This is a genomic window from Bradyrhizobium murdochi, from assembly GCF_000472965.1.
Taxonomy (GTDB): Bacteria; Pseudomonadota; Alphaproteobacteria; order Rhizobiales; family Xanthobacteraceae; genus Bradyrhizobium; species Bradyrhizobium murdochi.
The window spans coordinates 1-11928 of the sequence record NZ_AXAU01000049.1 but is presented as its reverse complement, the minus strand read 5'-3'; the positions used below and the strand labels follow the sequence as shown (position 1 = coordinate 11928).

The 11928-nt window shown below is 62.9% G+C and carries 15 protein-coding genes and 1 other RNA gene; 6 read left to right on the top strand and 10 right to left on the bottom strand.

Going from position 1 to position 11928, the window contains the following annotated elements; genetic code table 11:
• On the bottom strand, positions 1–178 hold a 178-nt coding region (locus YUO_RS45725; protein ID WP_156908934.1), incomplete at its 3' end, for a DUF4372 domain-containing protein.
• Positions 179–325: 147 nt separating this feature from the next.
• On the opposite strand from YUO_RS45725, the gene YUO_RS0136910 reads away from it, so the two are divergent.
• Positions 326–1687 (top strand): AmpG family muropeptide MFS transporter, encoded by a 1362-nt coding sequence (locus YUO_RS0136910; protein ID WP_028351634.1) that lies wholly within the window; start codon positions 326–328, stop codon positions 1685–1687.
• Between the two features lie 183 nt (positions 1688–1870).
• Here the strand turns inward: YUO_RS0136910 and YUO_RS0136905 are convergent, their stop codons facing one another.
• From YUO_RS0136905 to ffs, 5 genes are all read right to left on the bottom strand, one after another.
• Positions 1871–2290 (bottom strand): hypothetical protein, encoded by a 420-nt coding sequence (locus YUO_RS0136905; protein ID WP_028351633.1) that lies wholly within the window; start codon positions 2288–2290, stop codon positions 1871–1873.
• A 24-nt stretch (positions 2291–2314) separates the two neighbouring features.
• Positions 2315–2920 (bottom strand): recombination mediator RecR, encoded by a 606-nt coding sequence (gene recR, locus YUO_RS0136900; protein ID WP_028351632.1) that lies wholly within the window; start codon positions 2918–2920, stop codon positions 2315–2317.
• A 1-nt stretch (position 2921) separates the two neighbouring features.
• Positions 2922–3242, bottom strand: a complete 321-nt coding sequence (locus tag YUO_RS0136895; protein ID WP_028351631.1) for a YbaB/EbfC family nucleoid-associated protein — start codon at positions 3240–3242, stop codon at positions 2922–2924.
• Positions 3243–3266: 24 nt separating this feature from the next.
• Positions 3267–5111, bottom strand: coding sequence for a DNA polymerase III subunit gamma/tau (locus tag YUO_RS0136890; protein ID WP_028351630.1), 1845 nt, complete (start codon positions 5109–5111; stop codon positions 3267–3269).
• Between the two features lie 108 nt (positions 5112–5219).
• Positions 5220–5316, bottom strand: an RNA gene (gene ffs, locus YUO_RS44395) — signal recognition particle sRNA small type.
• A 247-nt stretch (positions 5317–5563) separates the two neighbouring features.
• Between ffs and YUO_RS0136885 the strand changes: the two genes are divergently transcribed.
• The 4 genes from YUO_RS0136885 (at position 5564) to YUO_RS0136870 (ending at position 8529) form a co-directional block, all read left to right on the top strand.
• Positions 5564–5983 (top strand): HIT domain-containing protein, encoded by a 420-nt coding sequence (locus YUO_RS0136885; protein ID WP_028351629.1) that lies wholly within the window; start codon positions 5564–5566, stop codon positions 5981–5983.
• Positions 5984–5987: 4 nt separating this feature from the next.
• The gene (nudC, locus tag YUO_RS0136880; RefSeq protein ID WP_028351628.1) at positions 5988–6926 is read left to right on the top strand and encodes an NAD(+) diphosphatase; all 939 of its coding nucleotides are present in this window, start codon (positions 5988–5990) and stop codon (positions 6924–6926) included.
• A gap of 73 nt (positions 6927–6999) precedes the next feature.
• Complete coding sequence (locus YUO_RS43190) at positions 7000–7962, top strand: sugar kinase (RefSeq protein WP_051379860.1); 963 nt, start codon at positions 7000–7002, stop codon at positions 7960–7962.
• Positions 7963–8028: 66 nt separating this feature from the next.
• A complete protein-coding gene (locus YUO_RS0136870) occupies positions 8029–8529 on the top strand; it encodes an Lrp/AsnC family transcriptional regulator (protein WP_028351627.1) in 501 nt (166 codons plus the stop codon).
• A gap of 157 nt (positions 8530–8686) precedes the next feature.
• On the opposite strand, the gene YUO_RS0136865 is transcribed toward YUO_RS0136870, so the two are convergent.
• From YUO_RS0136865 to YUO_RS0136850, 4 genes are all read right to left on the bottom strand, one after another.
• On the bottom strand, positions 8687–10186 hold the full coding sequence (locus YUO_RS0136865) for a phosphomannomutase/phosphoglucomutase (RefSeq protein WP_028351626.1): 1500 nt from the start codon (positions 10184–10186) through the stop codon (positions 8687–8689).
• A 133-nt stretch (positions 10187–10319) separates the two neighbouring features.
• Positions 10320–10667: a HepT-like ribonuclease domain-containing protein gene (locus YUO_RS0136860; protein WP_028351625.1), complete on the bottom strand. Its 348-nt coding sequence runs from the start codon at positions 10665–10667 to the stop codon at positions 10320–10322.
• Positions 10657–10953 carry a nucleotidyltransferase family protein gene (locus tag YUO_RS0136855; RefSeq protein WP_028351624.1) on the bottom strand — a complete coding sequence of 99 codons (297 nt, stop codon included), beginning with the start codon at positions 10951–10953 and terminating at the stop codon, positions 10657–10659. Before YUO_RS0136855 ends, YUO_RS0136860 begins: the two co-directional genes overlap by 11 nt.
• 39 nt (positions 10954–10992) lie before the next feature.
• On the bottom strand, positions 10993–11496 hold the full coding sequence (locus tag YUO_RS0136850) for a TIGR02281 family clan AA aspartic protease (RefSeq protein WP_028351623.1): 504 nt from the start codon (positions 11494–11496) through the stop codon (positions 10993–10995).
• Positions 11497–11750: 254 nt separating this feature from the next.
• Here YUO_RS0136850 and YUO_RS45720 point away from each other — a divergent pair.
• On the top strand, positions 11751–11928 hold a 178-nt coding region (locus tag YUO_RS45720; RefSeq protein ID WP_156908934.1), incomplete at its 3' end, for a DUF4372 domain-containing protein.

The following is an 11928-nucleotide window of genomic DNA, read 5'->3' as shown; positions in this document are numbered from 1 at the left end:
CCACCCCGCGCAGACTGTCGTTCCTGCTCAGCTGCGCGTAGATCAGCGCCACCAGATGATCCCAGCTCTTGAATGACTTGTCGTAGGCATCCCCGCCCAGACGATCCACAACTGTCTGAAACTGCCGCCGATTGATCGGTTCAAGGAGCCTTCCAAAAATGCTATCGCGAAATCGCATGCTCGGCCTTCTGTGTCTCGACAACCAGAAAAGGCCGATTTGCCTCGGTCTCGCCGAGCATGCACCGCGACATAGTGAATCATTCCCCGGACAGCCCTGCACAAGGGGAGAGGGGAAGTGGCACCGAATCTCTGCTAACACCCCTGCATGACAGCACCTGAAGCCGCCTCCTCGACATCAGCCGCCCCCGCGCCAAACTGGCGCGAGGCTTGGGCCGTGTATCTCCAGCCGCGCGTGCTGATCGTGCTGGTGCTCGGCTTTTCGTCCGGGCTACCGCTGGCGCTGTCCGGATCGACGCTGCTGGTGTGGATGCGCGAAGCCGGCGTCGATCTCGGTACCATTGGGCTGTTCGCGCTGGTCGGCACACCCTACACGCTGAAATTTGCCTGGGCGCCGCTGGTCGATGCGCTGCATGTGCCGATCTTCACGCGCGCGTTCGGCCGCAGACGCGGCTGGCTGGTGTTCTCGCAACTGCTCCTGATCGGCGCGATCCTGCTGCTGGCGCTGACCGACCCGGCGCGCTCGCCGCTGTTCGTGGCGCTCGGCGCGCTTCTGGTCGCCACCATGTCCTCGACGCAGGACATCGTGGTCGACGCATTTCGCGTCGAGAGCCTGCCCGAAAGCGAACAGGCCGCCGGGATGGCCTCCTACGTAGCGGCCTACCGGATCGGCATGTTGGTCTCGACCGCCGGCGTGCTGTTCCTGGTAAGCGCGTTCGAGGACACCGGCATCGGGCGTAGCTCAGCGTGGATGTGGGGCTATGTTGCCATGGCTGCGCTGGTGCTGATCGGGACCGTCACGGCGCTGGCCGCCACCGAGCCTGAACAATCGGTGCGCGCGGAGGCCAAGACCCACGACGAGGCTGCATTCTCGCGCGTTATGCATGCCGCCATCGGGGCGTTCTCCGAATTTCTGGTCCGCAAGCATGCCTTGACGGTGCTGGCCTTCGTGGTGCTGTTCAAGCTCACCGACGCATTTTCCGGCACCATGACCGCGCCGTTCGTGATCGACCTCGGCTTCACCCGCAACGACTACGCCGCCATCGTCAAGGGCGTCGGTCTCGCCGCAACCCTGATCGGCGGCTTTGCCGGCGGCTATGTGGCGCGGCGATATTCGCTGGTCGCGAGCCTCTGGATCGGCGGCGTGCTGCAGGCGATTTCCAACCTGGTGTTTGCATGGCTCGCCTTTGTCGGCACCAATCAATGGGCGCTGGCCGCCGCCATTTCGGCGGAAAACTTCACCGGCGCGATCGGCACCGTGATCTTCGTCGCCTATCTCTCGGCGCTATGCCAGAACCCCTTGCACACAGCGACCCAATACGCGCTGCTCACCGCACTGGCCGCTGTCGGACGCACCTATCTATCCTCCGGCGCCGGCTATGTGGCGGAGGCGACGGGCTGGCCGCTGTTCTTCGTGATCTCCGTTGCGATAGCGGTGCCAAGCCTGATCCTGCTGGCGTGGCTGCAGCGGCGCCGGCATTTTGCGGCGCTGGGGCCGGTGAAGGTTTAGTTGCTCATCGGCAACCGCCAACACTAATCGTCATCACCCGCGAAAGCGGGTGATCCAGTATTCCAGAGCAGTTGCGTAGAATCGAGAGAGCGCGGCGTACTGGATCGCCCGGTCCTAGTGCGCAATTGCGCACAAGGCCGGGCGACGACAGCGGTCTATTGTGGCAATGACGGCCGCGACACCTCAATGCTTCGTTACCACGCTCCACTTCGTGATCACGGCTTCGCTGATCTGCCCGGCATCCTGCGCGCAGGCGACTTCGTCGACCTTGACCGAGATTTCCTTGCCGATGAAATTCTTCAGTTGCGCGGCCTGGGCGTCGCTGCTGGTGACGAGCTGGAACGTCTCGGGCCCGGTTTCGAGATTGCAGAGCCCGCTCGGCGGCGGCAGGCGGCGCGGTTCGCTGGTGATCTGGTAGGTCGCGGCGCGCTTCTTGCCGCCCTTCATGGCGTTGAGTTCGCCGGACAGGACGTCGCCGGCCTTGATCGGCTTGCCGGGCTTCGGCGCGGGCTCGGTCTGCTGCGCCCACGCCGCAGGCGCGATCAAGGTCGCCGCCATGAGGACCGCAAAACAATAGCGCTTGCCGAATCGTGGTTTCGTCATGTCGATCAGTTCCGTTGGTGATGGCTAGAACAGCGTGCGCTGCCGCATGGCAGCCGATAGCGTACCTTCGTCGAGATAATCAAGCTCGCCGCCGACCGGCACGCCATGGGCAAGCCGGGTGATCTTGACGTTGGCGTCCTGCAGGAGATCGGTGATGTAATGCGCGGTGGTCTGGCCATCGACCGTAGCGTTCAGCGCGAGCACGATTTCGCTGACTTGCGACTCATGCGCGCGCGCCACCAGCGCGTCGATGGTCAGGTCCTGCGGACCGATGCCGTCGAGTGGCGACAATGTGGCGCCGAGCACGTGGTAGCGGCCGTTGGTCGCATTCGCCCGCTCCAGCGCCCAGAGGTCGGCGACGTCGGCGACCACGACGATAGTCGAAGGATCGCGCCTGGGGTCGGTGCACACGGTGCAGGGATTTTGCGTATCGATATTGCCGCAGGTCTTGCAGACCTGAATCCTGTCGATGGCCACCTGCAGCGCGCCAGCCAAGGGCGTCATCAGCGCCTCGCGCTTCTTGATCAGGTGCAGCGCCGCGCGCCGCGCCGAGCGCGGACCCAAGCCGGGCAGGCGCGCCAGAAGCTGGATCAGGCGTTCGATTTCAGGGCCGGCAACGCTTGCGGCCATTTCAGCTGAGACCAAGTCCAGGCGGCAGGCCGAGCCCGCCGGTCAGCGCCTGCATCTTTTCCATCGCCGCGGTTTCCGCCTTGCGCCGCGCGTCGTTTTGCGCGGTAACCAGCAGATCCTCGAGCACTTCGCGCTCCTCGGCCTTCATCAGCGACGGATCGATCTTCACGCCCTTCACTTCCATCTTCGCAGTCATGCGAACGGCAACCAGCCCGCCGCCGGAAATGCCCTCGACCTCGAGATTGCCGAGCTCTTCCTGCATCGCCTGCATCTTGGATTGCAGCTCCGCCGCCTGCTTCATCATGCCGAGAAAATCAGCCATTCATCCGTCCTCTCGAGAGTCCGATCAGTCGTCGTCGCCGTCGGAAGTCTCGTTCCAGTCGTCAGTGATAATATCGGATTCCGGCGGCTCGGCGGCAAGCCTTCGCACCTCGACGACCTTGGTGCCGGGAAACCGCGCCAGCACCTCCTGCACGCGCGGATCGGCCTCGGCTGCGCGGGCATGCTCGTTTCTTGCTTGCTCGTTCTGCGAACGCAATGTCGGCTGGCCGGCCTCGTTGGAGACGATCACGGTCCAGCGCCGCCCGGTCCACAGTTCCAGCTTGCGGGAGAGGTCGTTGACCAGCCCCCGCGCCGCATTCCGCTCCAGCGCCACCTCAAGCCGGCCATCCTCGAAGCGGACCAGCCGCATATCGGCTTCCAGCGCCGCCTTGGTCAGGAGATCGCGCTTTTCACCGGCGAGTGCGACAAGCTGCGGGAAAGTCATGATCCGCAGCACGGGCGCGGAGTCCGTTTGTGCCGACGGCGCCGCCATTTGCGGGCGCGCGGACGCTTCCGCGCCGGAGCGGGGCGAGGCCGGCGTCCGCATCGGCGACGCGGCAGACATTGAAGATACCGGTGCGGTGGGTGCAGCCCGTGACGGCGCCGCGCTGCCTGACGCGATCTGCGCGCCACCGCCGTTTTGGTCGAGCATCCGGATCGCCTCATCCGGTGTCGGCAAGTCGGCGACATAGGCGATGCGCACCAGCACCATCTCGGCGGCCGCCGCCGGCCGGGTCGCGGTCTGCACCTCCGTGATGCCCTTGAGCAGCATCTGCCACATCCGCGACAGCACCCGCATCGACAGCTTTGCGGCAAATTCACGGGCGCGGACGCGCTCAGTCTCGCCGAACGCGACGTTGTCGGCGGTGGCGGGGACGATCTTCACGCGGGTGACGAAATTGACGAATTCGGCGAGGTCGGACAGCACCACGACCGGATCGGCGCCGACGTCATATTGGCTGCGGAATTCGCCAAAGGCGCTGGCGATATCGCCGCGCGCCAGATGCTCGAACAGGTCGATCACCCGGGTCCGGTCGGCAAGCCCCAGCATCTGCCGTACCGCGTCGGCACGGACAAGTCCCGCCGCATGCGCAATTGCCTGATCGAACAGCGACAGCGAATCGCGCACCGAACCTTCGGCGGCGCGCGCGATGATGCCAAGCGCTTCCGGCTCGACCTCAACACCTTCCTTTTTCGCGATATTGGAGAGATGCCCCATCAGCACGTCGGCCTCGACCCGGCGCAGGTCAAAACGCTGGCAGCGCGACAGCACCGTCACCGGGACTTTACGGATCTCGGTAGTGGCGAATACGAATTTGGCGTGCTCCGGCGGCTCTTCCAGCGTCTTCAGGAAGGCGTTGAACGCCGCCGTCGACAGCATGTGGACTTCGTCGATGATGTAGACCTTGTAGCGGGCACTGGCCGGCGCATAGCGCACGCTGTCATTGATCTGGCGCACGTCGTCAACGCCGGTATGGGACGCGGCGTCCATTTCCAGCACGTCCATGTGCCGGCTTTCCATGATCGCCTGGCAGTGCACGCCGAGATCCGGCATGTGGATGGTCGGCCCCTTCACCGAACCATCCGGCTTCTCGTAGTTGAGCGCGCGGGCCAGAATCCGCGCCGTGGTGGTTTTGCCGACGCCGCGGACGCCGGTCAGGATCCAGGCCTGCGGAATCCGGCCCGTTTCGAACGCGTTCGAGACGGTGCGGACCATGGCCTCCTGGCCGATCAGGTCGTCGAAATTGGAGGGGCGGTATTTTCGCGCCAGCACCCGGTAGGGCTTGGCGGTGGCGGCCTGGCCGCCGAGCTCCAAGCCACCCTGGCCGGCGCCTGCTGTCATATCGGGGGGAGCGCCAGCATCACTCATCGGTCGATCCGCAATTGATTGTCTCTCGGGGCCGGCTTGCGGATAGGAACGCAATCGAGCGCATGGCGCAGACTGGCCGCGTTCATGCGCGATTCGCTCGAAAAACAGGTAGGAGACTGACGAGCGACCCGATCCGGACCTCGTTAGGGCTGCTTCCTTCCGGACCTGACCCGGTTGGCGAGTGGCTCGTCCACCGCCAATCTCCCGGTCCCTATTTGGGGCCAAAAGGGCCGGAAAGCAAGCGGGGCTTTCCCTGTAATACTCCGCGTTTCCCTGTCATACCCCGCGAAAGCGGGATATCCAGTACGCCGCGGCCCGACGGTAAAACTGAACGGCCGCGGCGTACTGGATCATCCGCTTTCGCGGATGATGACACCTTGGTATGAAATCGCGTGAGTGCCCTCTAGAAGGCACTTTGAAGGCCCGACATGCATCGGGCGCAGGAACCCTTGATGCCGTCTGACACCTGGTCGCTGCATTCCCAGCTCAAAAAGGACACCATCGACATCGGCGACCTGCCGCTGTGCAAGGTGCTGGTGATCAAGGACGCGCATTACCCGTGGCTGCTGCTGGTGCCGCGCCGTGAGGGTGCGGTGGAAATCATCGACCTCGACGATGTCGAGCAGGCGCAGTTGATGACCGAAATCTCCCGGGTTTCGCGGGCGCTGAAAGAGATCACTAAATGCGACAAGCTCAATGTCGCGGCGCTCGGCAATTTGGTGCCCCAGTTGCATGTCCATGTCATCGCGCGGCGCACCAGCGATGCGGCCTGGCCGCGTCCGGTCTGGGGCGTGATGCCGCCGCTCGCGCACGACGCCGAGGAAGTTCAGAATTTCATCAACGCGCTTCGCCGCAAGATCTGGTTGGGTTGAATAGATGTCCGCATTCGACAAATATCCGCTGGGGAAGCCCGCTTTCGTTACCCATATTCTCGATCGCGCCGCGCATTTGCGCACCAACGACGAAAAACTGTTCGCGCTGGAGACCCAGCGCAACGCCAGCGCCTATGTGATCTACCGCGACTCGCTTCTGGTGAAGCAGGAGGCGGACGGGCCGCGCGTGCTGCTCGGCGTCGAAGAAGCCGTGAAGCTCGGCGCCAATCCCGGCACGATCTTTCTGGGCTTGCGCGACGGCGCGCCCATTTTCGGCATGGGCATTTCGGCGGCCGCCGTGGAAAAGCTGCTGACGCGCGACGACGTCGCCGTGACCGAGCTGCGCGGCATGGCCATGCAGGGTACCGTGCCGCCGGAACAACTCTCCGCGATCGCCATGGCCAAATCGATGGTGACCTGGCATCAACGCCACGGCTATTGCGCCAATTGCGGCACCCGCACCGCGATGAAGGAAGGCGGCTGGAAGCGCGAGTGCCCGAGCTGCAAGGCCGAGCACTTTCCGCGCACCGATCCGGTCGTGATCATGCTGGTTACGCATGGTGATCGATGCCTGCTCGGCCGGCAGAAGCAGTTCATGCCTGGAATGTGGTCGTGCCTCGCTGGCTTCGTCGAAGCGGCCGAGACGATCGAGGACGCGGTCTGCCGGGAGATTTTCGAGGAATCCGGCATCCGTTGCACCGACGTGAGCTATTACATGACGCAGCCGTGGCCCTATCCGTCATCGCTGATGATCGGATGTTCCGCGCGCGCGCTCAATGAGGAGATCGTGGTGGACCGCGCAGAACTGGAGGACGCGCGCTGGTTCGATCGCTCCGAAGTCGCTCTCATGCACAAGCGCCAGCATCCCGACGGCCTGTTTGCCGCGCATCCCTTCGCGATCGCGCATCATTTGATCGGCCAATGGTTGCATCCGCGGGGATAACTGCGCGTAGCACGGAACCGGCGCCTGCTTGCTCGATTAACTGGGGACTTGAACGGACATGACGGATTTACGCATGAACTTTCAGGACAAGGCGCCGAAAATACCTCCGCGTGTCCTCTGCATCGGCATGCCGGTGCGTGACCTCACTTTTCATACGCCGGGCGTTCCCGGGCGCGGTTCCAAGGAGAACGCCACCGCATTCGACGAAATCTGCGGCGGCAACGCGCTTAATGGCGCGATAGGCATCGTTCGGCTCGGTGGCCGCGCCTCGATTTGCGGGCCGATGGGCGATGCCAAGGAAACATCGAGCCGCTTCATCTTCGAGCAGATGGCGCATGAGGGCATCGAGACAAAGCATCTCATCCACATGCCGGGGCTGGTGACGCCGATCTCGGCGGTGATGATCGATCCTTCCGGCGAGCGCACCATCGTGACCTTCCGCGATCCGAACCTGTGGCATGTGAAGTTGCCCGACTTCGACACGTTGCTGGACGATTGCGCCGCCATTCTCACCGAGAGCCGCTGCGCGGAGTTCTGCACCGAGCTCTGCGCCGAGGCGGTCCGGCGCGGCATTCCCGTCATTGTCGACGTCGATCGCGCGATGTCGATGCGCGAGGGCCTGTTGAACGCCTCCACGCATCTGGTGTTCTCGAGCGAGCCGCTGCAGGAAACCGCAGATGTTAGCGACGATGCCCAGGCGCTGAAGAAGATTGCAAAACTGACCCCCTCGTTTCTGGCAGGAACCCGAGGCCCGAGGGGCACGATCTGGCTCGACGAGAACGGCGGTATCCAGGAAACCCCGGCCTTCCCGGTGCATACGGTAGACACCCTAGGCGCCGGCGACGTGTTCCACGGCGCGTTTGCGCTCGCGATCACCGAGAAGCAGGATTTGCGGCAGGCGCTTCGATTTGCCTCCGCCGCGGCGGCATTGAAATGCACCCGCTTCGGGGGGGCCTTCGCAGCCCCGCAACGTGCTGAAGTTGAAGAGTTTTTGACCCACGGCCATGTTGCGGGCCAGACTTCGACCGGTCACTAACGGCTTGCTATAGAAGAATTTTCTATATATGAGGGTATCAGACCTTTCATATGGAACATTCTTCTCATGACCGACCTAGCCGTTCAGCTCCCTGAAGCCAGCCGCCGGCTGGATGCCATCGACCGCAAGATCCTGACCGTGCTGCAGGAGGACGCCTCGCTATCGGTTGCCGAGATTGGGGACCGGGTCGGGTTGTCATCGACACCGTGCTGGAAGCGGATCCAGCGGCTGGAGGCCGATGGCGTGATCCTGCGCCGGGTGGCGCTGGTCGACCAGAACAAGATCGGGCTCGGCATTTCCGTGTTCGTCTCGGTCGAGAGCGCCGACCATTCCGAGGCCTGGCTGCGAAAGTTCGCCGACGCCGTCAGCGCCATGCCCGAGGTGATGGAATTCTACCGGATGGCCGGCGACGTCGATTACATGCTGCGCGTCGTGGTCGCCGACATGGCGAGCTATGACGTGTTCTACAAAAAGCTGATCAGCGCCGTGCCGCTGAAGAACGTCACCTCGCGGTTTGCGATGGAGAAGATCAAGTCGGTGACCGCGCTGCCAGTGCCGGCGGCGTAGGGGGCGATCCCGCAATAAGCTCCGCTGTCATCGTCCGCGAAGGCGGACGATCCAGTATTCCAGAGACGCCAGCGATTTGAACCGAGAAGCCGCGGCGTACTGGGTCCTCCGCTTTCGCGGAGGACGACAGTTGTGAGCGGGAAAGACTGCGCCGCCCTCAAATCTTCTGGTTATACGCACCCACTTCCGGATGCGTGCGCAGCACGGAATCCATCGCTTCGAACATGTCGCGCATGCGCGCCTCACTTACCGGGCTCTCGACCACGACCACCAGTTCCGGCTTGTTCGATGAGGCCCGCACCAGACCCCAGCTTCCGTCCTCGACGGTGACGCGCACGCCGTTGACTGTGACGAGATCGCGGATCTTCTGGCCGGCGACCTTGTCGCCCTTCTTCTGCAGCGCTTCGAAATGCTTCACTACGGCGTCGGCGACGCCGTACTTGGCCTCGTCGGCGCAATGCGGCGACATGGTCGGCGACGACCAGGTTTTCGGCAGCGCGTTCTTCAGGTCCGCCATCGACTTATCAGGCGCGCGATCGAGCATCTCGCAGATAGCAATTGCCGAGACCAGGCCGTCGTCATAGCCGCGGCCGAACGGCTTGTTGAAGAAGAAGTGGCCCGATTTTTCGAAGCCTGCCAGCGCGCCCATCTCGTTGGTGCGGCGCTTCATGTAGGAATGGCCGGTCTTCCAGTAGGCGGTTTTTGCGCCCTGCTTTTGCAGCACCGGATCCGTGACGAACAATCCCGTCGATTTCACGTCGACCACGAACTGCGCTTCCTTGTGGATCGCCGACATGTCGCGCGCCAGCATCACGCCGACCTTGTCGGCGAAGATTTCCTCGCCGGTATTGTCGACGACACCGCAGCGGTCGCCATCGCCGTCGAAGCCCAGGCCCACATCGGCCTCGTGCTTGAGCACGGCGTCGCGGATCGCGTGCAGCATCTCCATGTCTTCCGGATTCGGATTGTATTTCGGAAACGTGTGGTCGAGCTCGGTGTCGAGCGGGATCACCTCACAGCCGATCGCCTCCAAAACCTGCGGCGCGAACGCGCCCGCGGTGCCGTTGCCGCAAGCGGCAACAACCTTCAGCTTGCGCTTCAGCTTTGGACGCTTGGTGAGATCGGCGATATAGCGCGCCGGAAAATTCTCGTGGAACTGATAGGAGCCACCGACCTTGTTGTTGAAATCGGCCTTGAGCACGATCTCCTTCAGCCGCGTCATCTCGTCGGGGCCGAAGGTGAGCGGGCGGTTGGCGCCCATCTTGACGCCGGTCCAGCCATTGTCGTTGTGCGAGGCGGTGACCATGGCGACGCAGGGCACGTCGAGATCGAACTGCGCGAAATAGGCCATCGGCGTCACCGCGAGCCCGATGTCGTGCACCTTGCAGCCCGCAGCCATCAGGCCGGAAATCAACGCGTATTTGATCGAGGCCGAATAGCCGCGGAAATCGTGGCCGGTGACGATCTCCTGTTTCACGCCGAGTTCCGCAATCAGCGCACCGAGCCCCATGCCCAGCGCCTGAACGCCCATCAAATTGATCTCCTTCTCGAACAGCCAGCGCGCGTCGTATTCGCGGAAACCAGTCGCCTTCACCATCGGCCCGGATTCGAAATCATAGGTATTCGGAACCAGCACGGATTTGGGCTTCGGGAACATGAGATGACCTTGTCATGAAAGCGAGGGAACCGCAGCCATAGCGAAAGCGCAGGCCGGGCGAAAGGCGGGACCGGCGCCTTGTGGCCGCTAATTGCGGCGAATTTGGCATTTGCGGCAAACGGCGCCACCGGACCTAGGCGCCCGATCTCCGAATTTCTGCTTCGATGACAACCTTCAACGGCGGCAAGGGTTGCTGCACGGTCTCCCAAACCAATTGGGCAGCAACGTCCTCGTAGTCGTGACGATAGACGTTTCCGGCGTCTGCCATTTGCTTCCAGGAGATCGCGGAGTGGCGCGCCTTTAGCTCATTTGGTAGGCGCCGCGAAGCTTCAGATATGATCTCCAGGCAACGAGTAACTGCATAGAAAGTCCGCAAATCCGTCTTGAATGTTTCGCGGTCCAGACCATCGACGAAGTTCTCCGCCAAATCGATGTGATGGAGGACATCGCGGAGCGCGCGGTTCGTAGGATCAGAAGGCATAGATCGCGTCAGCCATTGCCGCCGGGCGGACATAAGGCTTGAGCCCTTCGCGGTTCACAACGTCCACGGGCCGATCAAAAAGCTGCGCGATGTATTCCTTGATATCCACGTAGTCGAAGACCGTAACACGAGCCTCCGGATCGAATTCGATCATGATATCGATATCGCTGTCAGAACGATTTTCGCCGCGTGCCACTGACCCGAACAAGGCAACATGCTTCACACCCCGCCCGCGCAGGGCGTGTTCGGAGCGTCGCAGGGTCTCCAAGGCTTCGGAACGGTTCATCTGAAAAATATAGCATGCCGCCAGGCCGGGCGGGAAGCTCTACTGTTCCAGCACCATTCGGCCGTTGGCATATTCGAAGCGCTTCAGCTTCGACAGGAACGACAGGCCGAGCAGGTTCTCCGACAGCGCTTCGTCCGGCAGCACCACGGCGTCGACGTCGCGCACCACGAGGCCACCGAGTTCGATCATCGCAAGCCGCGTGCGCGCGGCCTTGATGGTGCCGTTGGCCGTGGTGACGGTCGCGTTGTAGTCGCTGCGCGAGGGACGCAGGCCGAAGCGGGCCGCCGACTTTTCGTTCAGCGCCACCAGCGAGGCGCCGGTGTCGACCATGAAGTTGATGCGTTGCCCATCGATGCGACCGTCGGCCTGGAAATGGCCGCGCGCATCGCGGGGAATGTGGAGGCTGCGGCCTGAGGCTTGCGCGACGGTTTGCACGGGAGGTTTTTGAGGCGACGTGCTGGCGGAGGCCGAGGTCGGCGACATCTTGTCTGCCATCTGCGCCATGTAGGTGCCGAGGCCGACCAGGACGGCGGCAAGGATCATCAGGTTACGCATCACGCCACACTCGATTCCAGACCGCCGATATCACCACGCCAGCCGCGCAACCGCGACTAACGGCGATGACCGGGCCTGCCATTTTGACGAAAAGGATGAGTGAAGTGTTAACGGGCTTCTCTTGAACCTCTCCCCGCTCTTTGCAGGGCTGTCCGGGGAATGATTCACTATGTCGCGGTGCATGCTCGGCGAGACCGAGGCAAATCGGCCTTTTCTGGTTGTCGAGACACAGAAGGCCGAGCATGCGATTTCGCGATAGCATTTTTGGAAGGCTCCTTGAACCGATCAATCGGCGGCAGTTTCAGACAGTTGTGGATCGTCTGGGCGGGGATGCCTACGACAAGTCATTCAAGAGCTGGGATCATCTGGTGGCGCTGATCTACGCGCAGCTGAGCAGGAACGACAGTCTGCGCGGGGTGG